Source organism: Streptomyces sp. NPDC040622 (assembly GCF_055593965.1).
The window spans coordinates 179,436-200,200 of the sequence record NZ_JBVIXD010000009.1 but is presented as its reverse complement, the minus strand read 5'-3'; the positions used below and the strand labels follow the sequence as shown (position 1 = coordinate 200,200).

22 protein-coding genes and 1 pseudogene are annotated in these 20,765 nt (G+C 68.0%); 9 read left to right on the top strand and 14 right to left on the bottom strand.

The window, feature by feature from the left end; genetic code table 11:
- Window positions 1–13 precede the first annotated feature (13 nt).
- The 3 genes from ACZ592_RS26545 to ACZ592_RS26535 form a co-directional block, all read right to left on the bottom strand.
- Complete coding sequence (locus ACZ592_RS26545) at window positions 14–871, bottom strand: fumarylacetoacetate hydrolase family protein (RefSeq protein ID WP_471584142.1); 858 nt, start codon at window positions 869–871, stop codon at window positions 14–16.
- Between the two features lie 170 nt (window positions 872–1,041).
- Window positions 1,042–1,803 (bottom strand): YidC/Oxa1 family membrane protein insertase, encoded by a 762-nt coding sequence (locus ACZ592_RS26540; RefSeq protein WP_471584141.1) that lies wholly within the window; start codon window positions 1,801–1,803, stop codon window positions 1,042–1,044.
- A gap of 163 nt (window positions 1,804–1,966) precedes the next feature.
- On the bottom strand, window positions 1,967–2,287 hold the full coding sequence (locus tag ACZ592_RS26535) for a DUF6412 domain-containing protein (protein ID WP_471584140.1): 321 nt from the start codon (window positions 2,285–2,287) through the stop codon (window positions 1,967–1,969).
- Between the two features lie 300 nt (window positions 2,288–2,587).
- Here ACZ592_RS26535 and ACZ592_RS26530 point away from each other — a divergent pair.
- Window positions 2,588–3,292 (top strand): annotated as a pseudogene (locus tag ACZ592_RS26530) (MFS transporter); the annotation flags it as partial.
- Here the strand turns inward: ACZ592_RS26530 and ACZ592_RS26525 are convergent.
- The 3 genes from ACZ592_RS26525 to ACZ592_RS26515 all read right to left on the bottom strand — a co-directional run bounded on the left by ACZ592_RS26525 (window position 3,255) and on the right by ACZ592_RS26515 (window position 5,989).
- Window positions 3,255–4,817, bottom strand: a complete 1,563-nt coding sequence (locus tag ACZ592_RS26525) for a sodium:solute symporter family protein (protein WP_471584139.1) — start codon at window positions 4,815–4,817, stop codon at window positions 3,255–3,257. The pseudogene ACZ592_RS26530 and the gene ACZ592_RS26525 sit on opposite strands and share 38 nt — an antisense overlap.
- A complete protein-coding gene (locus tag ACZ592_RS26520; protein WP_471584138.1) occupies window positions 4,814–5,086 on the bottom strand; it encodes a DUF3311 domain-containing protein in 273 nt (90 codons plus the stop codon). Before ACZ592_RS26520 ends, ACZ592_RS26525 begins: the two co-directional genes overlap by 4 nt.
- 84 nt (window positions 5,087–5,170) lie before the next feature.
- Window positions 5,171–5,989 (bottom strand): class E sortase, encoded by an 819-nt coding sequence (locus ACZ592_RS26515; protein WP_471584397.1) that lies wholly within the window; start codon window positions 5,987–5,989, stop codon window positions 5,171–5,173.
- Window positions 5,990–6,134: 145 nt separating this feature from the next.
- Between ACZ592_RS26515 and ACZ592_RS26510 the strand changes: the two genes are divergently transcribed.
- The 3 genes from ACZ592_RS26510 (at window position 6,135) to ACZ592_RS26500 (ending at window position 8,641) form a co-directional block, all read left to right on the top strand.
- Complete coding sequence (locus ACZ592_RS26510; RefSeq protein WP_471584137.1) at window positions 6,135–7,169, top strand: SEC-C metal-binding domain-containing protein; 1,035 nt, start codon at window positions 6,135–6,137, stop codon at window positions 7,167–7,169.
- A 241-nt stretch (window positions 7,170–7,410) separates the two neighbouring features.
- Entirely contained in the window at window positions 7,411–8,163 is a 753-nt protein-coding gene (locus ACZ592_RS26505; protein ID WP_471584136.1) for an HNH endonuclease, read from the top strand.
- Window positions 8,164–8,194: 31 nt separating this feature from the next.
- Window positions 8,195–8,641, top strand: coding sequence for a very short patch repair endonuclease (locus tag ACZ592_RS26500; RefSeq protein ID WP_471584396.1), 447 nt, complete (start codon window positions 8,195–8,197; stop codon window positions 8,639–8,641).
- On the opposite strand, the gene ACZ592_RS26495 is transcribed toward ACZ592_RS26500, so the two are convergent.
- Window positions 8,618–9,757 (bottom strand): DNA cytosine methyltransferase, encoded by a 1,140-nt coding sequence (locus ACZ592_RS26495; protein ID WP_471584135.1) that lies wholly within the window; start codon window positions 9,755–9,757, stop codon window positions 8,618–8,620. The genes ACZ592_RS26500 and ACZ592_RS26495 overlap by 24 nt on opposite strands.
- 91 nt (window positions 9,758–9,848) lie before the next feature.
- Window positions 9,849–10,553, bottom strand: coding sequence for an HNH endonuclease (locus ACZ592_RS26490; RefSeq protein ID WP_471584134.1), 705 nt, complete (start codon window positions 10,551–10,553; stop codon window positions 9,849–9,851).
- 139 nt (window positions 10,554–10,692) lie between these two features.
- Between ACZ592_RS26490 and ACZ592_RS26485 the strand changes: the two genes are divergently transcribed.
- The gene (locus ACZ592_RS26485; protein WP_471584133.1) at window positions 10,693–11,715 is read left to right on the top strand and encodes a DNA cytosine methyltransferase; all 1,023 of its coding nucleotides are present in this window, start codon (window positions 10,693–10,695) and stop codon (window positions 11,713–11,715) included.
- An 11-nt stretch (window positions 11,716–11,726) separates the two neighbouring features.
- Here ACZ592_RS26485 and ACZ592_RS26480 read toward each other — a convergent pair whose 3' ends face one another.
- The 3 genes from ACZ592_RS26480 to ACZ592_RS26470 all read right to left on the bottom strand — a co-directional run bounded on the left by ACZ592_RS26480 (window position 11,727) and on the right by ACZ592_RS26470 (window position 15,754).
- Window positions 11,727–13,553, bottom strand: coding sequence for a DEAD/DEAH box helicase (locus ACZ592_RS26480; RefSeq protein WP_471584132.1), 1,827 nt, complete (start codon window positions 13,551–13,553; stop codon window positions 11,727–11,729).
- Entirely contained in the window at window positions 13,550–14,965 is a 1,416-nt protein-coding gene (locus ACZ592_RS26475; protein ID WP_471584131.1) for a transcriptional regulator, read from the bottom strand. Before ACZ592_RS26475 ends, ACZ592_RS26480 begins: the two co-directional genes overlap by 4 nt.
- A 105-nt stretch (window positions 14,966–15,070) precedes the next feature.
- Window positions 15,071–15,754: a hypothetical protein gene (locus ACZ592_RS26470; protein WP_471584395.1), complete on the bottom strand. Its 684-nt coding sequence runs from the start codon at window positions 15,752–15,754 to the stop codon at window positions 15,071–15,073.
- 348 nt (window positions 15,755–16,102) lie between these two features.
- Between ACZ592_RS26470 and ACZ592_RS26465 the strand changes: the two genes are divergently transcribed.
- Window positions 16,103–16,801 (top strand): helix-turn-helix domain-containing protein, encoded by a 699-nt coding sequence (locus tag ACZ592_RS26465; RefSeq protein WP_471584130.1) that lies wholly within the window; start codon window positions 16,103–16,105, stop codon window positions 16,799–16,801.
- 28 nt (window positions 16,802–16,829) lie between these two features.
- On the opposite strand, the gene ACZ592_RS26460 is transcribed toward ACZ592_RS26465, so the two are convergent.
- On the bottom strand, window positions 16,830–17,462 hold the full coding sequence (locus tag ACZ592_RS26460; RefSeq protein ID WP_471584129.1) for an ATP-binding protein: 633 nt from the start codon (window positions 17,460–17,462) through the stop codon (window positions 16,830–16,832).
- 213 nt (window positions 17,463–17,675) lie between these two features.
- Between ACZ592_RS26460 and ACZ592_RS26455 the strand changes: the two genes are divergently transcribed.
- The 3 genes from ACZ592_RS26455 to ACZ592_RS26445 all read left to right on the top strand — a co-directional run bounded on the left by ACZ592_RS26455 (window position 17,676) and on the right by ACZ592_RS26445 (window position 19,172).
- Window positions 17,676–18,521, top strand: coding sequence for a helix-turn-helix domain-containing protein (locus tag ACZ592_RS26455; protein WP_471584128.1), 846 nt, complete (start codon window positions 17,676–17,678; stop codon window positions 18,519–18,521).
- A complete protein-coding gene (locus tag ACZ592_RS26450) occupies window positions 18,521–18,733 on the top strand; it encodes a DUF397 domain-containing protein (RefSeq protein WP_471584127.1) in 213 nt (70 codons plus the stop codon). Before ACZ592_RS26455 ends, ACZ592_RS26450 begins: the two co-directional genes overlap by 1 nt.
- 136 nt (window positions 18,734–18,869) lie before the next feature.
- The gene (locus ACZ592_RS26445) at window positions 18,870–19,172 is read left to right on the top strand and encodes a hypothetical protein (protein WP_471584126.1); all 303 of its coding nucleotides are present in this window, start codon (window positions 18,870–18,872) and stop codon (window positions 19,170–19,172) included.
- 54 nt (window positions 19,173–19,226) lie between these two features.
- Here the strand turns inward: ACZ592_RS26445 and ACZ592_RS26440 are convergent, their stop codons facing one another.
- Window positions 19,227–19,652: a hypothetical protein gene (locus tag ACZ592_RS26440; RefSeq protein WP_471584125.1), complete on the bottom strand. Its 426-nt coding sequence runs from the start codon at window positions 19,650–19,652 to the stop codon at window positions 19,227–19,229.
- A gap of 88 nt (window positions 19,653–19,740) precedes the next feature.
- Complete coding sequence (locus tag ACZ592_RS26435) at window positions 19,741–20,748, bottom strand: GlxA family transcriptional regulator (protein WP_471584124.1); 1,008 nt, start codon at window positions 20,746–20,748, stop codon at window positions 19,741–19,743.
- Between the last annotated feature and the right edge of the window lie 17 nt (window positions 20,749–20,765).

The following is a 20,765-nucleotide window of genomic DNA, read 5'->3' as shown; positions in this document are numbered from 1 at the left end:
TCGCGGTAGTGCCTTACGCGTCCTTCAGCTCCTGCCGCTGCCGTCCGAGCCCCTCGATCTCCAGCTCCACCACGTCGCCCGCCCGCAGGTACGGCTTCGGCTCCGGCCGGCCCATCGCGACGCCCGCCGGGGTGCCCGTGTTGATGACGTCACCGGGGTGGAGCGTCATGAACTGGCTGACGTAGCGCACCACTTCGGCGACCGGGAAGATCTGGTCGGCGGTCGTGCCGTCCTGCTTCAGCTCGCCGTTGACCCACAGCTTCAGGGACAGGGCCTGCGGGTCCGCGACCTCGTCGGCGGTGACCAGCCACGGTCCCAGCGGGTTGAACGTCTCGCAGTTCTTGCCCTTGTCCCAGGTGCCGCCCCGCTCGATCTGGAACTCCCGCTCGGACACGTCGTGCGCCACCGCGTACCCCGCGACGTGCGCCAGCGCCTCCTCGTGCGACTCCAGGTAGCGCGCCGTACGTCCGATGACCACGGCGAGCTCGACCTCCCAGTCCGTCTTCTCCGAGCGGCGGGGCACCAGGACGGTGTCGTCCGGGCCGACCACCGTGTCCGCCGCCTTGAAGAAGACGACGGGCTCGGCGGGCGGCTCGGCGCCCGTCTCGCGGGCGTGGTCGTGGTAGTTGAGCCCGATGCAGACGACCTTGCCCACCCGGCCGACCGGCGGACCCACGCGCAGCCCGTCGGCCGCGAGTACGGGCAGGTCACCGGCGTCGGCGGCAGCCCTGATCCGGGATATCGCGGCGGGGTCGGCGAGGACCGCGCCGTCGATGTCGGCGACGATCCCCGACAGGTCGCGCAGGGTCCCATCGGCGTCGAGGAGCGCGGGGCGCTCGGACCCGGCCGTACCGACTCGCAGCAGCTTCATGGTCAGACTCCATTCCTTCGGTAGCCCGGCCGATGGGTTGCGGCCATCGGAGGTTTGGTCGATCGTCCAAGGTCGCCGTCCGCTCCGCAATACCCCGTTCACGTACTGGACCTTTACCGGGCGGTAGCCCACGTCCTCGTACGGCGGTCTCCACCGCGGCCCGCGCGCCCTCAGACGGCGGCGGCGAGCGCCCCCGCACTGCCCGGCATGTCCCGGTACAGGACCGCGCGCTCGACCGCGCTCCACGTCGTACTGGTCACCACGTACAGCGCTGCGGCCAGCGGCACCACGGCCACGGTGAACAGAGTCATGAACGACATCAGCGGCATCACCTTCGTGATCGCGCCCATGCCCGGCACCTGCTGGTCGCCGGCCTGCGGCAGCGGGGTGGCCGCCATCTGCCGCTTGGTGCGCCGGAAGTTGAAGGTCGCGACCGCGGCGACGATCACGAACAGCGCCACGTAGACCAGGCCCTGCGCCCCGAAGACCCCGCCGTCGGCCAGCGCGTCCGTCCACCGGCCGCCGAGCGGCGCGGCGAAGAGGGTGTGCCCGAGCAGGGCGTTCGCCTCGCCGCCGATGCTGGTGCTGGAGAACAGGTGGTAGAGCAGGAAGAACGCCGGCAGCTGGAAGAGGCTCGGCAGGCAGCCGGAGAGCGGCGAGACCTTCTCCTCGCGGTGCAGCTCCAGGACGGCCTTCTGCAGCTTCTCCGGGTTCTTCGCGTGCTTCTTGCGCAGCTCCGCGATCTGCGGGGAGAGCTTGGCGCGGGCCCGCTGGCCGCGGGCCGACGCGCGCGAGAGGGGGTGGACGAGGAGCCGTACGCAGGCGGTGAACAGCACGATCGCGGCGGCGGTCGCCGAGGCGTGGAAGAACGGGTCGAGCAAGGTGGCGAGGTGCTCGACCAGCTCGGCGAACAGGGACATGAAAGCGGACATGGAGAAGCCCTCCGAGGGTCTCGTCGTGCCGGAAGAGGAAGCGACGGAACACGTCGCGTCGGCGTGACGACCCGCGAAGGTCAGGTGGTGGGGCGGGGGTGACGCGGCGGAGGCACTGCCTCCGACTTCCCCGCTGCTCCCTTACCGCTCCCCTGCTGCTTCCCTACGCGGCCGTCAGGAGGGGACGGCCGGGTGCTCGGGGGCGCGTGCGGCCCCGGGCATCGGGGTCGCGCTGGGGCAGGAAGGCGGTGCGCCGCTCTCGGTCGCGGATGGCCGTGCGCACGCGGGTGCGGGGCACGACGGGCGCGCAGCGCGCGGCGATCACGGAGCAGACGGCGAGGGCGGAGCTCGCGGCGGCGGTCGCGGCGAGCGCGACGGCGGCGGTGAGGCTGCCGGTGTCGACGAGGACGACCTCGACGAGGAGGAACAGGAGCAGCAGGGCCGGGCGTGCGGCCGCTCGTCCGTCACGGATCACGTCGCGCATGTCTGCCCTCCTCTCCACGCTCCCGTACGCCTGCACGTTCGCACACTCGTCCACGTACATGCACTCGTACGACCATCACAATCGGTCGTACTGCCGTTATACAGGATCCACCTCGACGGGCTGAAGGAGCCTGCGGGGCCGCGAGAGCGCGCGACCGACCGGATTCGAGGGTTCCGGGTCGAGTCCCGGGCCCGGCACCATCTCGACGTCCCGGACGGGGACGGGCCGGCCGCAGGCCGGGCAGTCCCCGGCGATGCCCAGTTCCGTGCCGCATTCCGCGTGGCGGAAGTACCGCAGCGGTTCGGCAGGGACGGCTGGCTGCGCGCGCCGGTGGCCGCGCTGCTCGTCGTGGCGGCGGCGCTGCTCGCCGCGTTCGCGGTGGTGGAGCGCCGCGGCGGGACCCCGATGCTCGACCTGGGCCTGCTGCGCCGCCCGCTGTTCCTGGCCTCGACGGCGGGCGCCCTGTTCACGGGCTTCTCCGTGATCGCCCGCTTCAGCTACCTGCCGACCCTGCTCCAGCACACGCTGGGCCTCTCGGCGATGGGCTCGGCCTGGCTGCTCGCGATCTGGTCGGGCACGTCGTTCGTGGCGGCGCTGCAGGCCAGGCGGCTCGCGGGGCGCGTCCCGGCCCGCCACCAACTGACCGTCGGCTTCGCCCTGCACGCCGTCGCCGTCCTGACGATGCTGGGTGCGGCGGCGAGCGGTTCCTGGCCGCGCCTGCTGCCCGGCCTGCTCGTCTCCGGCGTGGGCAGCGGCCTGCTGAACGCCGCGCTCCCGCTCCTCGCGGTCGAGTCCGTGCCCGCCGACCGGGCGGCGATGGGCTCGGGAGCCAACAACACGGCGCGCTACATCGGTTCGGCGGCCGGCGTCGCCCTGAGGATCGCGGTGTCGACATCGGCGGGGGACCTCGCGCGCGGCGCGGACCTGGCGATGACCGTGTCGGCGGGCCTCGCCCTGCTCGCGGCCCTCAGCGTGCTCCTGCCGCGCGAGCGTCGGCGGGGCTGACCTCCTCGTCGGCCTCCCCCTCGGCCGCCCCGTCGGCCTCCTCGTCGAAGGGATCGCGCGCGAGGACGTCCTCGTCGGGCCGGTCGTCCGCCCGGTCGGCGGGCCCCGCGTACGTCACGACGAGCGCCACGCACAGGTTGACGGCGAGCGCGACGATGCCCGCGTTCACCCCGAGGACCGGATCGTGCTCGCCGAAGACGAGCGCGCACACGGTCGCGACCCCCACCACGAGCCCGCTCAGCGCCCCGGCCAGCGTCAACTTCCGCCACACCAGGCCGAGCAGCAGGATCGGTACGAGCTGGGCCATCCCTTCGTACGAGATGAGGGAGAGCCGTACGAGGGTGTTCGGCGCCCCGTAGGTCAGGGCGAGGGCGAGCGCGCCCGCGACGACGACCACGCCCTGCGAGGCGAGCTTCTGCCGCTGCGGGGAGCGCCACCTGGGCAGCAGCGACAGCACGCTGCTGCCCCACATGGTCCCGATGACCAGCATGAATACGGCCATCGGCACGATGGAGGAGAGCGCGGCGGCGACACCGATGACGCCGACGGCCCCCGCGGGCAGGGAGTCCACGACCAGCTTGAAGAGCGCGAGGTTGGACTCGGCGCCGACGAGCCCCGGCACGACGAAGAGCGCGGCCATGCCGAGCAGCATGGGCACGAAGAGCAGCACGTTGTAGGCGGGCAGCCAGACGGCGTTGCGCCGCAGCCCGTCCGCGCTGCGGGCGCCCAGGTAGCCGGCGACGGTGGTCGGGAAGATGACGACGGTCAGCGCGTTGAGGAGCGAGGTGGTCGCGAACCAGGCCTCCCCGTAAGGGCTTCCCCCACTCCCCGGCAGCGTGAGCCAGTCGCTCTTCTCGCTCACGATCCGGTCGAGGAAGGGCCCGTACCCGTCGAAGTAGTGCTGCGGCACGTAGATCGCGAGAAAGGCGAGCGTGCCGACGACGAGCACGTCCTTGAGCACGGAGACCCAGGCGCTGCCGCGCAGCCCGCTCACCACCACGAACCCGGTCGTGACGGCGAAGCCGATGAAGTAGGCCCAGTTCAGGCTGATCGCGCCGTAGGAGATGGTGGAGACGACCACGCCCATGCCGGTGATCTGCAGCTGGATGTACGGCAGCAGGAAGACGGTGACGAGCAGCGCGACGCCCGCGCCCAGCCACGGCCGCCCGAACCGGTGGGCGACCATGTCGGAGATGCTGACGAGTCCGTGCCGGCGCGCGTAGGCCCAGAGCATGGGCCCGACGACGTACCCGACGGCGTACCCGCAGGACATGTAGGCGACGACGTACAGCACGGGCGCCCCGTAGTTGTACCCCCAGCCCGCGGCTCCCAGGTAGCTGAAGCTGGTGTAGCCCTCCCCCGCCATCAGCACCCAGATGAAGACGGCCCCCAGACTGCGCCCGCCCACGGACCACTCGGCGATCCCGCCCTGCTTCCCGCGCCCTCGGACGGCGGCGAGACCGAGGGCGACGGTCCCCACCATGAAGACGCCGAAGACGGTGGTGGCGACGGCTCCGTTGCTCATGTCCGGCCCTCCGTGGACGTCGTGGACGTCCCCGACCGCTTCTGCGTCTGCTTCTGCTTCTGCGTCTGCTTCTGCTTCTGCTGCTTGCGGTCGCCCCGGTGGGTGAGCCATACGCAGAGGGGCGTGAGGAGGGTCGCGCAGAGGAGCCAGAAGAAGAGGAAGGGCAGCCCGAGGACGACGGGCCGCACGCGATTGGCCAGGGGCAGGGCCCCGAGGTACAGCACGAAGGGAACGAGCAGCCAGAGGAGGTGGGGGCGTCTAGCGATCACGAGGGGTGAGCCTATCGGGGAGCCGGCCCCGGCTCGGGGCTCCGGCCCCGGCTCGGGGCTCCGGCCCCGGCTCGGGGCTCCGCGCTAGCGGGGCCGCATGGCCCGCAACTTCGCCCACACGACGAGCCGGTACTTCGAGGTGTACTCGGGGGTGCAGGTGGTGAGCGTGAGGTAGTACCCGGGCTGCCGGTACCCGTACCCCTTGCGGACCTCGCTGCGCGGCACCTCCCGGATGACGCCTCCGTCGCGGGCGGCGGTCCGGGCCAGTGTCTTGTCGACGACGTACGTGTAGCCGGCGCGTGCGGTCTCGACCTCGATCTCGTCCCCGCGCCGCAGCCGGTTGATGTACCGGAAGGGCTCGCCGTGGGTGTTGCGGTGCCCGGCGAGCGCGAAGTTCCCGGCCTGCCCGGGTTGGGCGGTACGGGGGTAATGCCCGGCGTATCCCTGATTGAGCACGGCCCCTTTGCTCACGCCCTCGGCGACGGGCACGCGGATCCCGATGCGGGGAATGCGGAGGACGGCGTAGGCCTGGTCCCCATGGGGGCTGGGGGTCGGGGAGTTGGCGCGGCCGGACGTGGCGGGGGCGCGGCTGCCGGGCCGCGCTTCCTTCGCAGGGTCGCCGCCCGAACGGGAGGACGACGCCGGGCCCGCTTCCCCGCCCCCACCGTCCGATCCGCCATCGCTTCCGTCGCCGCTCCCCCTCCCCCACTCCTCCTCCAGAGCCTCGACCTTCCGCTCGGCGGCGGCGCGGGCCTGCCGGTTGGTCCACCACAGCTGGTGGGCGACGAGCAGGAGGAGGACGAGTCCGAGGGTGACGGCGACCTCGGCGACGCCCCACAGAGCGCGCACGCCGGGCCCTCGCCGCGAGCCCCCGCGCCCCTGCTGCACGACCGGTACCCGCATCCGTACCCGTACCCGCACGACGCCTCCTTCGGCCGACGGCCGCCCGGAGGATAGGCGCTGCTCCCGCAACAATCCATGGCCGGGCCGTACCGGCAGTCGAACCGCCCCTCCTGCTGGAGGCCCGCTCGGCAGTACGGTGTCCCGTATGCGCCCCGACAAGCCTGCTGCCGCCGACCACGTCGACGTCGACCACATCGCCGAAGCCGCGCGCCTGGAACGCACGGCCGGCCTGTACCCCGAGGACTCCGAACAGCTCCTCCTCCAGGCCGCGGCCCACCTGGAACTGGCCGGCGCCCGCGACCGGGCGACGACGGTCTACGACCGCCTGATCTCGGCGGACGCCGCGCACCCGGCGGCGGCCCCGCTGCTCATCCGCGCGCTGAAGGCCTCGAACCTGTGGGAGTACGGCCACGAGGCGGAGGCCCGCGCGATCATCGACGGAGTCCGCGCGGCGGCCCCCAGGGACCCGGCGCCGTGGGTGATCGTGGCGGAGTCGCTGGAGTCGCACGACGAGCTGGAACAGGCGCACGACACGTTCACGGAGGCGGCGACGCTGCTGCTTCCGCCGGGTACGACGGACGTCCCGTACGCGACGCACCCTCTCCTCTTCGGCCGCCACCGCGTGCGCCGCCTGCTGGGCTCGGACCACGACGAGTGGGACGCCCTGGCGGACCAGGTGTCGACGGCGCCGGTCGCGCTGGACGAGCTGCACGACCCGAAGCGGGTGTGGTCCCTCGGCTCGGAGAACCCCGCGGAACTGCGCGCGGAAATCGCTCGCATCCAGGCCGAGTTGGGCTCGTACCGCGAGGCGCTGTCGCGCCCGTTCCCGGTGGCGATCCTGCACTGGCCGTCGACGGAACTGACGGAACTCCTGACGGCGTACCCGGCACTGACCTCGGAATACCCCTCGCACGAGGCGCACCTGTCGACCATAGAGTCCTCGCTCCGCGAACTCGCGGCGTCCGGCACGCCGAACCTCGGCATCGTCACGGGCACGGTCCCGTCCTACGAGGCCTTCGCCGCCTCAGAGGGTTCCTCCCCGGAGGACCCGTCCCTCCTCCCCCAGTACGCCACGACGCTGGCGGCCCGGGGGCGGGCGACGGGGTGGCCGCCGGAGCGGGGTGGGGAGTGTTGGTGTGGGTCAGGTCGGGGTTATGGGACGTGCCACGGCAGCGATTGACAGCTGGGCTCTCGACTGGTCCCTCTCCCTGAGCCTCCGAAGCCCGGCCCGATAACCGGCCGCTTCCGAACCACCGTCCGATGACCGGAAACAAGCGAGACTCCAGGACCACATGCCAGAGACGAACGAGCCACGCCCTCTCCCTGCTCCGAATAGCAAGGAGTTGCAGGAACTGGTCCCTGACTCTGAGACGCGGGCCGTGTACCAAGTGCTCTACCAGTCACAGGAAGAGCCACTGGCCATGCCTGCCATCAGGGAGCGTGTCAGCCTCGTCACTGGCAAGGCCAACTTGCAGATGGACCGCCGGCTGCGCTCACTGCGCACGCACTTCGACGTGCCCGCACAGCGCATACCGGGAGAGAAGAACCTTTTCGTCTACCCGCTGCTCGGCTGGAATCCCCACTTCGGCAAGCGCACGGCACGGAAGAACATCCGTGGATCAGTACGCGCCATGGTCCACCACACATACGGCAACCGCTGCGCCGCTTGTGGCCGCACACCAAAAGATGACCAGGTGAAGCTGGTCATCGATCACATGGTCCCGCTTGACCTGGGCGGAACCAACGATCAGGAAAACCTCCAGCTGCTCTGCGAGGACGACAACCACGACAAGCAGTCCCTCTTCGCCGACCATCAAGAGAACGCCGCCGCCCTGCGGAAGTCGCTGACGCTCCCCGAGGTCCATTTGCGGATCGGCGAGCTGCTGAAGGCCATGGCAGGCGAGAATGTCCCAAAGGAGCTCATTGTTCTCGTTGCCCGGGAGGAGAATCACGGCGATCCGACCAAGCGGATGCGTGAGCTCAGGTCTCTCGGCTGGATCATCGAGAACACCCAGCGCAGGAAGGGGCGTCGCGTCCTCTCGTTCTACCGACTGGAACACTGGGAGCCCTGGCCCCCGGGAGGTCCGCAAGCCGCGGTTGCCAAGCTTGAGCGGACACGTCAGAGAGCGAAGCGTTCGGAAGCAAATTCAGCCGGGAACAGCTCGCAGGAGTAGGACAGTGAGTGATCCGCAGCCATGGTCTCCGCTGGAAGGCTCATGGGCATCGTCTGCCGCGAGGCGACGCAACATGCAGGCGATCCGGAGTCGGGACACCAAACCCGAACGACTGATCAGGCAGCTCGTCCATGCCAACGGCCTACGTTATCGAGTCTCGACGCGCCCACTGCCCGACCTTCGCCGGACCGCAGATATGGTCTTCCGGCCGACGAAGGTCGCCGTGTTCATCGACGGATGCTACTGGCACGGATGCCCCGAACACTACGTGTCACCAAAGACCAATCCGGGCTACTGGTCCGACAAGGTCAGACGGAATATGGAACGGGACCGGGACACCGACCTGCGGCTAAAGGAAGCTGGCTGGCTTGTCCTGCGCTTCTGGGAACACACCCCTGCCGAAGAGTCAGCGGCTGAGATCATTCAGCTGGTCTCAGACCGGCGGAACTCAGCGTCAGATGAGGGTGTCGCTACTTGAATCGTAGGTAGTTCCGTCGAGTTCGAGATCCCCTGTGGGTGCTTCCTGAAGATCTCCAGTCCGCTCAAGCGCGTCCTTGATAGCCAGTCCAACAGCCTCGGCAACAGGCGGAGGGAACGCATTGCCCACCTGCCGGTAACGTGCTGTTTTGCGACCTGAAAAGCGCCAGTCCACAGGGAATCCCTGAATGATCGCCGCCTGCTCGACGGTGAGCATGGGGCCAACGAGCTTGACATCCGGACCACTGATCGCCAAGTCCATGTTCCCCAGGTCCCTTTCGAGGTTGGGTTCATGCTCGTCGTTAGCGACACCCATCCCGTTTACCCCGAGATTCCCCCAGGCCTTCTTCGCTCGGGTCGGCCCCAGGTCAGCCCCGCCGTGCTTCTTGGAGCCCCCCACGAGGGTGGGGGCTACCGTTCCGGCTTCAGTGGCCTTCTTCAGCCACTTCTCATACCCGTCAGGCCTGCCCGCCTTAGCGAAACGACGCTTCATCGTCTCCTTCAGCGCCTGCGCCACCGTCGTCATCTCAGCCTTCGGCTGAGGCCAGTCAAATCCTCGATAGCAGTCTTTCCGGATCGCCACCAAAATCGCACGGGGGCGGAGCTGAGGGACACCGAAGTCAGCCGCTTCCAGGAGACGCCATCCGCACACCACGTACCCCATACTCCGGAGTCTGCGCTTGATATCCTCTCGATAACTCACGAATTTATCAAAAGGCTTCACAAGGCCGGCGACATTTTCAATCATCACCGCTCGGGGATTCAGTTCATCCACCAGCCTCAGCATCTCAGGAAAGAGATCACGCTCGTCATCCTGCCCGAGCTGCTTCCCCGCGACAGAGAAAGGAGGGCACGGAACTCCACCGGCCAGAAGGTCAATCTTCTCTACCGCCGGTTTGAAATCCTTAACGTCCATGGTGAAGATTTGGCAATCAGCCGCCTCCTCCTCCCCCCAGACCTTCCGCTCCACCACATTGAGCTTTAGCGTCTCGGCCGCGTACTTGTCGATCTCGACGAGTGCACGGTGACGGAACCCCGCCCCATGGAGGCCAACTGCCTGGCCTCCAGCTCCCGCGCAGATCTCAATCGAGGTCAGCGGCTGGTCGCTGGAACTCATCGAACGCCTCCCGGTGGTGTAGCTACAGACACGCAAGTGTCGCATCCACAGACACCAGAACTGGCCCGCGTCGCAGCCTTCACGGGATGCGTCAGCTCTTGAGCAGGGCCTCCAGGTCCCGCCTGACTTCATCCCGCAACTCCGCTGGCAGCTGCCGGTACATACCCCAAGCGCGTTCAGCTCCGCTCAGCGGTCGCGCATCAGCCGCCATCCACACCAGCAAGTCCTTCTTGAACCGCACCGGCAGCTCCGTGACCCTGTCCCACACCTGCTCACGCGTCATCTGGGTACCGGTCAAGTGCCTCACTGTCTCGTTGCAGCGAGCGCACTCGGTGATCAATTCCTCGGAGCTTGCCCCGGCACCTGACTTGTGCGGGTTCACGTGCCCCAACGTCAAGCGCGCATGGGATCCGGGCTCGCCGGGGTACTCCTCAGCCGCGGCCACGCCACAACGACGGCACATATGACCGTCTCGCTCGAAGACGAACCGTCGAGTCCTCGCACTGATCTGCCTCAGCCCCGCCGCACGGTGCTCCTTCTCCCAGACAGGGAGCCCGATCCTCTCCAGATAGAGCTCATCGGCCTGCAGGCTGGGCTTGTCACGGTAGGTCTTGATGTCCCAGCCCGCCGGCCGCAGATCTCTCATACGGCGGTCCACCTGTTCGGATCCAGGAACAGCGGCCCGCAGAGCCTGCTTCTTGAAGGTCTGCCCTTCACCGACTTCATCCCGAAGCCACAAAGCCACCCTCACACGGGTGCCGAGCTCCTCATCACGCCAGTCAGGTCCGGTGTGCACGAGAACTCCCCTAGTCGAACCTCTGTCCACGTCATCCTTCGTTCGCGGCGAAACATTAGCTTGCCGCCACTTGCCGCGGCAAGTGGCGGCAAGGTGATCTGGTCACTCCCTGATCATTCCCGCCGAAAGGGCTTCTTCCGTGGCGCACCAGCCGAACAAGGTCAGCAACCGCTATTCCTGCCTCGAACTCTGCGCCGGCGCAGGAGGCCAGGCTCTCGGCCTGGAGCAGGCAGGATTCCAGCACGAAGCCCTGGTGGAGCTGGACACGGACGCATGCCGCACCTTGCGCGCCAACCGGCCAGGCTGGAACGTCGTGGAGGCAGACATCCGGACGTTGGACACGGCTTCCTTCACCGGCTTACAGCGCCCCGCCCTTCTCGCGGCGGGAGTACCCTGCCCGCCCTTCTCCCTTGCCGGGCGCCAGCTTGGCGCCGACGACGAGCGCGACCTCTTCCCGTCCGTGCTGTCACTGGTCTCGACGATCAGACCGCGAGCCGTCCTCGTCGAGAACGTAAAGGGACTCCTTCAGAGGAAGTTCTCCGCATACCGGCTCAGGATCATCCAGGCCCTCTCGGACCTTGGGTACGCCGCGGAGTGGCGACTGTTGTACGCCCGGGATTTCGGAGTTCCCCAGCTCCGGCCACGCGCCGTCCTCGTAGCCCTGGCACCCCACACGTTCGGTCGCTTCCAGTGGCCGGAGGCTGCCTCTCATCCGGCCGGCACCGCGCTCGTGGGGAGCGTTTTGCGCGAATCAATGGCGTCTCAGGGGTGGGAACTGGCCGATCTCTGGGCTCAGCAGGCCCAGCGGATCGCCCCTACCCTGTGCGGTGGCTCAAAGAAGCATGGCGGCCCAGATCTCGGTCCCACACGCGCGCGGCAGGCGTGGGCGGAGATCGGGGTCAATGGATCCGGCGTCGCTGACGCTCCGCCCTCCCCGGGTGACGTGCTTCCGGTGAAGCTAACCATTGGGCAGATGGCCCTTTTGCAGGGCTTCCCCCCGACATGGAAATTTGAGGGCGGTAAGACATCGATGTACCGGCAGGTGGGCAATGCCTTTCCGCCACCAGTGGCTCAGGCAGTCGGCCACGGAATCATGAACGCCCTGGATCACGCGGACCGTGCGGCCGAGAGCGGCGTCATGGCCCACAGCGGCACGCTGTGAACGCGCCCCACTCACCCAACGGCATGCGTATCAAGGTGTCGAAGCAGGGCACGAACGTCGGCCATGTCCATGCCCGCAGCGATCGAAGGCTCCTCCTGCAAATCCGCGAGCTGCTGTACGGACGGATCATCGAGGATCCGTCCCATGAATTCGAGCTTGTCCTCCAGCCGCAGAGCTACGACTTCGTCGATGGTCCCCTCCGCGGCGAGGACCGTGACCCGCGTATCAGTGCCAGGTTCAAGCCCGAGCCGGTGAATGCGGTCAAGGCTCTGCAGGAACCTGCCTGCCATGAAGTCACGGTCGACATACACGGCGTCATGACAGACCTGGTGAAGGCTGATGCCCTCACCGAGGGTCGCGGGATTGGAAAGCAGCACGTTGCAGTCAGGGTCTTCCCTGAACCGCTTGATCTGCTCCTCACGGTCAGGAGTCCCGCCGTGCACCACGGCCGGCTGATAGGCGGAGAAGAGCCGCTCCATCGTGGTGAGGCTCCGCACGAACGTCGTCCACACCAGCGTCTTCCGCCCCTGAGCAGCGTTCTCCGCGACGATGCTCAGTGCCTCCTTGTACTTCGGAGAGAACTCATAGTCCGGCAACTGCTTGAGGAGCGCGTAGAGGGAGTCCGTCTTCGGCACCTCCAGGGGTGGCACCCGATAGTCGAGTGGGGCGTACCGGCTCTCTCCCTCAAGGAGCAGGGCGGGACTTGTAGCCGCCATGAGCAGTCGAAGCATGGCCTTGCCCAGCGCATCGAAATCTTCCCGCCCCGCTTCCGCCCTAGCGGTGTACTGGCCAACGAGCGCGTCATACACCTCCCGGTGCAGCGACGGCAGCTCGACGTAGCGAATACGTGTCTCGAACGGGGGCAGCCCGAGTTCGTTCTTGGTGGTGCGGGTGAAGAGCGGCCGCAGCACGGTACTCGCGTACGCGAGGTCGCCACCGGCTACGGCGTTGGTCACGACGCGGCGGCCGTGGCCGGGCCAGACGAAGGACAGCAGGTTCTCCAGGTCGCGGGCACCGTTGGGGGCCGGCGTTCCGGTGAGGATGAGGCGCCGACGAGCCAGTGGCCCCAGCGCCATGCAGGCACTCCCGTAGATGCCGCGCGCCCCGAGCTTCATGCGGTGGGCCTCATCGAGGATGAGCATCGAAGGTGCGCCGCGCAGCCAGGCCGCGAGTGTGGCGAGAGACCGGTCGAGTCGCTCGTAGTTCACGACCAAGACGTCCGTTCCCGGGTCGGGGGTACGTTCCATGACCCGGGCGGTGAGCGGCTCCTTGAAGCACACCTCACTCTCGTAACTCCATGACTCGTACGCGGACTTAGGGCTCACGACGAGCAGCCTGCGCACGCTCCCCTGCTCCCTCATCGCGGCGAACACCGCCAAGCCGACACGCGTCTTGCCCGCTCCCGGCACGGAGAAATTCGCCCCGTGCTGCAGAGAGAGAAGACGAGCGATGTCCCGCCGCTGGAAGTCAGTCAGGTCCGCGCGCCATTCCGGACCGAGCTGGTCCAGGACCGCGTCCGGCGATACGGCGGTGGCCGCCGCGGAGTCCTCTAGCCACTGCTCGGCACGCTCGGCGTCATCGAGTACGCCGCCGACGAGCGTTGCCAGCTCCCCTTCCCATTCGACGTCCGGGGACGGCCAAGTGGCCAGCGCCTCAAGCCCCGTGAGGAAGTCATCGAGGTCGACCTCTATGGACAGCAGCGTGCGCTGCCCGGCAGCGGGAAATCGCGCCGCCAGCTTGGCGAAGTCTCCTTCACGACCCGGGGCCGCTCGCAGGACGGCACGCGTCCGGGTGACATCGGAAGAAATACGCAGAGACGGTTCGACGGGGGCGGTCACATGCCCTCCTGCCTGACCGATTCACGGAGCCAAGAGACGCCGTCACCGGGCGCCTTGATGCTGCGCTGGGTCGCCACAGCAAGCTTCGTCAAGGTCTCGCGGAGAGTCATCACCGCCTCGTCGAATGCCTCCTCGTCGAGACTTCCGGAAGCCTTGGCCAGCGTGAGGTCGGTAATGCACTGCTCGATGTCCTGGCAGGCATCGGTGATGCGGTCCTGTGCTGCCTGCTTGCGCTTGCGCACCCGGGCATCCTTGCCTGCCGGTTCCAAAGCGTCCCCAACTGCCTTGTGCGCAGCGGCGAACGTTGCTGTTGCGGACTTACTGCGCTCGGTGAGGAGACCGTCCTCCGCGGTCACCACTGCCTTCGCTTTCAGAATGGTGTCCGTCAGAGCCCTGGACTGAGCGACCTTCGGCGCGGAGGGCTTCATGGTCCGGTTGAGCCCTGGAATGGCCACCGCGGCCGGAGCATCGGGCTCCGTCTTCAGCACGTCCGGCAACTGCTTGTCCAGGTACCGGTCCCTGAAGTCAGGCTCGATCAGTCGCACGTCCGTCTTGGAGAACCCCAGGACAATGGCCGTGAGCCGCGTCTCCTTCAGGACCTCCGCGTTGTCCTTGCTTGCCGTCGACTCCTTGGCGTACCGGCGGTACAGCTCGCGGAGCTTCTCCTGGTGCTGCTCGAAGTCCAGCAGCCGAAGCTGAGCACCTCCGTCTCCTGACCGCTCGATCAGGTCACGAAGGCAGGAGAGAATCCACAGGTCTTGCTCGCACGTGCTGGCACGGATACGGAACTCCCTGGCCACATCGGCCAGTGGCCGCCCCAGAAGCTGTTGCTCCTCCATGGCCAGCAGTCGGTTGATATAGGAGTAGTCACGGCGCTGGTCCGGCCTGAGCTGGAGCGACAGCTCTACCGCGTTGATGTCATCCCAAGTGCACGACTCCGGCAGCACACCCACCCGGATGTTCGTGACGCCCAGTTCCTTGAGGGCCGCACGACGGGTGTTGCCGTTGACCAGAATGCCGTCCCGCGTGATGAGGCCGGGCTCGTTCTGACGGAAGGAGTGGAGACTCTCCATCAGCTCGTCGAAGTCGGGGTCCTTCTTCGAAGGGTCCGCCGGCAGCATCTGCAGCAGATAGTGCAGGTAGTCCTGGCTGTCCGGCGCCCAGGGCTCCCGCTTGAGCAGTTCGTCGCGCTCAGGCTTGTGATCCCGCTGGGCGCGGATACGGTGTGTTCCCGGGTTGTAGTAGAGCGCCTCCACCGGCATGTCGATGACCTCGACGGTGAGCGGTTTCGTACGCCATTCCACGGTGAGCGTCTCCCTGACGGCATCTCCACCCGTGATGTCCTTCAGCCGCTCTTCGACCAGCGCCCTGTTTTCTTCCGCTAGCGGCGGTCGACCGAATTCCTTGTCCACTAGTAATCCCCTCAAGAGCATCAGATTTAGTACTGCTACCGGCGGGGCCGCCTCCCACCCGGAGGAAGGAGGCATGACCACCGGGCCATCAAGAGTGTGTGGCGCCTACTCACCCGCCGGCTTCAGGGCATCGCGGATCTTCACCCTCGACTCCTCGGGAAGCGTCCGGTAGTCGGCCCAGAACGCCTCCGCCGCGCTGAACTCACGCTGGTCCCGGTCCATCCAGCCCGAGAGCACCCTGCGTTCCAAACCGCTCAGGCCCTCGGCGCGCCTCAGCATCTCACCCAGATCCGCCACAGCTCCGCGCCCTCCCACCCTGCAGCGATTGCACTCGGATACGAGCTCCGTCTTCTCGGCGCCATTCGGCTGTCGCACCACTCGGCGAGCGATGTCGATCTGGGCGGACTCGTAAGTGCCGGCATAGATCTCGCCCGGCGTGATACCGCACGACCGACAGAAGTGCCCGTCCCGCCTGAGCACTTCGCGCCGCTGGGTCTGAGTGACCGAAGTGCCGGGGCGCGTGCCCTTGCCCGGCTGCCACACCGGCTCACCCTGCTTCACGAAGCGCTGCTCGTGCTGGCCGAGGGAGGCGTCCTCACGGTTGGTGTTGATCTGCCAGCCGTGGTCCCTCAGGTCACGTACTCGGCGATCAGCCTGGCTGACTCCCGGGAAGGCCTCCTTCACTGCTTCCTTGGTGAAGATGTTCCCCTCGCCCACCACGTCCACCAACCACAGGGCAGCGCGCTTCATGGTGCCGAGCTTCGGGTCAGTCCATGACGGCATGTCCACCTCGTACCCCTCCTCCTTGTGCTGGGTCTGCTTGGGCCGCGATCGGCAAACAGATCCGCCGGTCTGCGACACCAGAAGCCTTGCTCAGGCAGGGGTGAGAAATCCAGTGCCAACAGGGAATTGCACTGACGCCATAAATTGCACGTCCGCAATGGCCGAAGTGCCTACTCAAGAAGCCAGTTGCTCCAGCAGTATGGAAGGTCCACTCAGGCGCCCGCACCATACGGAGAGGTTGGCCCATACATGGCGACGAGATCTGCGGGGATCCCTCCCCAGCAGGATGGTGATGATGTTCTGCCCTTACCCAGAGAGGTGTTCCGGGCGGCTCTGCACGATGTACTGACCGCCGTGGACCTCATCCAGAACACGATTGCCAAGCGGGCAGGCATCAGCCAGTCCAGCTTGTCCTGCTACAAGACCGGCAGGCGGGTTCCGGAGGCCGGGCAGTTGGAGAGGATCTACAAGGTCCTGGAAGACGAGGCGCAGTGGACTCGGGCGAGGCCATTGCCGCACACGCTCACCTACCTGCTCCAGCTCCGCGACGCCGCCCGCGCTCAGCGCATCGCCCCCTCGGCGGCGAACGCCGCTATGGCGGCCACCACCACGCAGCCCCCGCGGCAGCCGGCCTACTCGACGTTCCGCGAGCAGCGCCGCATGAAGCGGATTCGGCTCGCTCGCCGCAAACTCGTGGCCACGTCGGCACAGACAGAGGTGCCGGTCCCCCTTCAAGAGGGGGACCGGCACCGTGCCGACAACACGCATGCAGCCGACATCGCGGACTACCTCGGCCACCTGGCGGCAGGCCGGTATCAGGATGCGCAATTCAATGTCTGGGCGAAGGGAAACAGCCTCGCCTCACGAGAGTTCCCTCGCGCCGTAGCCTCCTACCGAGACGCCGGAGCGGAAGACGGGGCGGAAGCCATGCTGAACGCCGCCGCGAACCGTGACGACATCCAGGCTTCCGTCAACATCACGGCAGCCCTGATCGATGAGGGCCAAGTGGCGGATGCGCGCGTCATATTGGCGGCCATCCGCACGGATGAGTAGCCCGTACTCGCCCTCGCCGGCGAGCCGTCTACGCCGCTGCCTCGTCTTCCGCCTCGAAGTGCATCTGTGCCCGGCCGAGCGTCTCGTCCGGATCGCCCCCTTGCGCCGCCAGCCAGTGGAGCAGGTCGGCGATCACGTCCGTAACTGACTCCTCAAGGGCTGCGGAAGACGGCACGGCGGCAGAACTCACGCCGGCAACGCGTCGATACTCCTCAAGGACCAATTCGGCGCGCCGTACCCGCATGCAGTGGCGCGCCGGCTCAAGGGAGAGCTCGCACCACACGGCCTTGCCGCTCGCCGTAAGACGGGTTCCCCATTCCTCACACATCGAGGCCAGCAGGTGGAGGCCACGCCCACACTCCGCCTCCGTGCACACCGCGCGCAGAGTCGGCACAGTGCGACTGCCGTCGTGCACCTCCACGCGGAGACGGTCACCCCTCGGTTCGAGGACCAGCGTCGCGGCCACCCCCTCCCCCACATGCTTGATGACGTTCGTCGCCAGTTCAGTCGCGACCAGCCTGGCCTCCCCGGCGATGCTTTGCGCTCCCCATCGCTCCAAATTGCGTTTCACCTCCTTGCGGAGCAGGTGAAGTTCCGCCGGCGTCGCGTCAAACGGCAGGACGCAGCACAGCCGCCGTTCGTCCTCTTCGTACATGGGCATGGAGAGGCTCCTTCCTCGGCCGCACAGCGCCGCGCCTGCCGTATCCGTACGGCTACGCCGTGTAGCGAGCTGCCGCGAGCATGGCACAGAGAAGTCTCACTGTGTAACTTCTCACGAGAATCCATCGAGTGAATCCGCTGGAGCGCCAACTCGCCGTCCGCTTAGCTTGGCTGCGGCCGCGTGCCGCGCGCCCGATCTTCAGGGAGGAGCTACATGTCGGTACGGACCACCACACGTCGGCGCCAGCTAGGCGCCATGATGCGGAAGTTGCGCGCCCGCAAGGGCCTGACCCTGGAGGAGGCCGGCACACTCGTCGGCTTATCCAAGGCGACGGTCAGCCGCTACGAAACCCAGGCGGGTCCGGTCAAGTGGCTCGTGGTGGACGCTCTTTGCCGCGAGTACTCAGCAACCGAGGCCGAACGCAGGGCTGTCGTCGCTCTCGCCAAGGACGCCCGGCAACAGGGGTGGTGGAGTTCCTTCACCGACTCGATCCCCGAGAGCATGAACCTCCTGCTCACGCTGGAGGATGAGGCAGTACGTGAAGACCACTTCGCATGTGTCTATGTTCCTGGCCTCCTGCAGACTCGCGCTTACAGCACCGCGGTCCAGCAAGCCAATGAAGTACGGCTCGCCCCAGTGGAGATCGAGCGCCTGGTAGACATCCGCATGAAGCGGCAGATGATCCTTGGCAGGGCGAATCCCCCTCACCTGTGGGCGATCCTCGACGAGTCCGTCATCCGTCGCGTGGTCGGTTCCCCGTCCATCATGAAGGAGCAGCTCAGCCGCCTCCTCGAAGCGAACGAGTCACCGGACATCACGCTTCAAGTCCTGCCGTTCGCCAAGGGAGCTCACTCCGCCGCCCTCGGGAGCTTTGTGATCATTGGCGGCACCGAACCAGCGCTGGACGTCGTGTACGTCGACCTTCACACCGGCTCGCTCTTCCTGGAGAAGGAAGAGGAACTGCAGCGCTATCGGCTTGCGTTCGACTACCTCCGCGCACAAGCGTTGGACGTGGAAGCTTCCTCCTCCATGATTCAACGCGTCCGCAAGGAGCTGTAATGCCCGTTAAGCCTCTCTCGCCCTCAGCACTCTCATGGTTCAAATCGTCCTACAGCGGGGGCAACACCACTGAGTGCGTGGAGACAGCGTTCATTCCCCATGGCGTCCTCATACGCGACTCCAAGCGAGCCGACGGACCACGCCTCTGGGTCTCCTCTGCCGCCTGGACCCAATTCATCGCTTCCGGCGCAACGGGACGCCGGTTCCGCTGATCCCGGGCGAGTGCGGCACGATGAGCGCCCTGTTTCCGGTATGCCCTTCCGGTACCACTCTGACCGCTCTTGAGAGGCACGGCGTAACCTCGGCGGAGACCTTGCAGGACACCCACTGTCTACGCCGGGAGGCCACGTGCCCCGCATTCCCACCGCTCCCATAGCCGCCGCGGGCCTGATCGGCGGGTACACCACCGCCCGTCTCACCAAGAAGCGCCCCCTCGGCGGGGTCGTGCTGGCCGCTGCCGGGGCCGTGGCCGCTCGGCAGTGGCGGGAGGTGGCCGGCGCGAAGACCGCGGGCGCGCTCACCGTCGCTTACGTCGGCGGGTTCGCCGGGTCGCATCCCCTCGCCAAGAAGGTGGGCGCCTGGCCCGCCGTGTTCGGCGTGGCCGGTGGGGTCGCGCTCGCCTCCTGGGTGCTTGCCGACCGTCGGAGCTGAAGCGGGCAGGCGGGGGCACGGCGGGGCGAGAGGGTGCACCGCGGAGACGCGGGGTCAGTCCGTGCGGCCGGGGGCCACTCGTCGCGCCACCGCCCCCGACACGAGTGCCCCGACTCCCATCACCAGCGTGCAGAACGCCCACGCCAGTGGCCAGACGTTCGCGTCCTGCGTGGGGTGCGAGTCGAAGGAGAGGTAGAGCAGGGTCGCGGGTGGGGCTGCCGTCACCAGCAGGGCCCAGCCCGCGCGGTCCCTGATGCCGAAGTAGGCCGCCAGGGCCGCGAGGGTGAGGGCCAGGACCGTCACCCCCGTCGCCGTCACCGGTGACGTCTCGTTGATCGCGCCCGCCGTCTCGGCGCGGTTGCGCAGGTCCCAGGGAAGGCACACCGCGTACGCCGTGGCGGCGAGCCCCGCGCCCAGCAGGCGGGTCGCGCAGCGGGGCAGCGGGGCGGTTTTCCTCAGGGGAATCAGCAACGCGTTCATGTGTACGACGATGGCGTCCCTGTCCGGGGCGCGACAGAGTACGCGTACTCATGCCGGGATGAGTTGCCGGCAGATGGGTTCCCGGGTCTCAGCGCGCCCGCACGCCGCCCCTGAACGTCGACCGGTACGCCCCCGGCGACACCCCCACCCCCGCCACGAAGTGCTGCCGCAGCGACGCGCCCGTGCCGAAGCCCGCCTCCGTCGCGATGCGGTCCACCGTGTGGTCGGTGGATTCGAGGAGTTCGCGGGCGCGGTCCACCCTGCGCTGCGTGAGCCACTGGATCGGCGTCAGGCCCGTCTCCTCGCGGAAGCGGCGGCTGAACGTGCGGACGCTCATCGACGCCCGCTCCGCCAGTTCCGCCAGCGTCAGGGGTTCGTGGAGGTGCGACACCGCCCAGGCCCTCGCCCCGCCCGTCGACGTCAACTCCTCCTGCGGCACCGGGCGTTGGATGTACTGCGCCTGGCCGCCCTCCCGGTGCGGCGGCACCACCGTGCGGCGCGCCACGTCGGCCGCCACCGCCGCGCCGTGGTCGCCGCGGATCATGTGCAGGCACAGGTCCACCCCCGCCGCCTCCCCCGCGGACGTCAGCACCCGGCCCTCGTCCACGTAGAGGACGTCGGGGTCCACCGTCACCGCGGGGAAGGTGCGGGCGAAGTGGTCCGTCGAGAGCCAGTGCGTCGTCGCCCTGCGGCCGTCCAGCAGGCCCGCCGCCGCCAGCACGAACGCGCCCGTGCAGATCGAGGCCAGCCGCGCCCCGTCCGCGGCGGCCAGCGCCCGCGCCAGGGGCGCAGGCGGGCCGTCCGGGGTCAGCGACTCGTCCTCCTCGTGCGACGCCGGGACGATCACTGTGTCCGCCCACGCCAGCGCCTCGGGGCCGTGCGGGGCGCCGATCGGGAAGTCCGCGTCCGTACGGAGGTGTCCCGGGCCGTTCACCGCGCACGTACGCAGCTCGTACAGCCGTTCCCCGGACGGGCCGCGCGCGCCGCCGAACAGCTGGTGCACCAGGCCCAGTTCCATCGGCAGTACGCCGTCCCGTACGAGCACCGCCACCCGATGCCGATCCTGGGCCAGGTCCTGTGTCAGATCCTGCGTCATGGCCGGATCCTTGCACA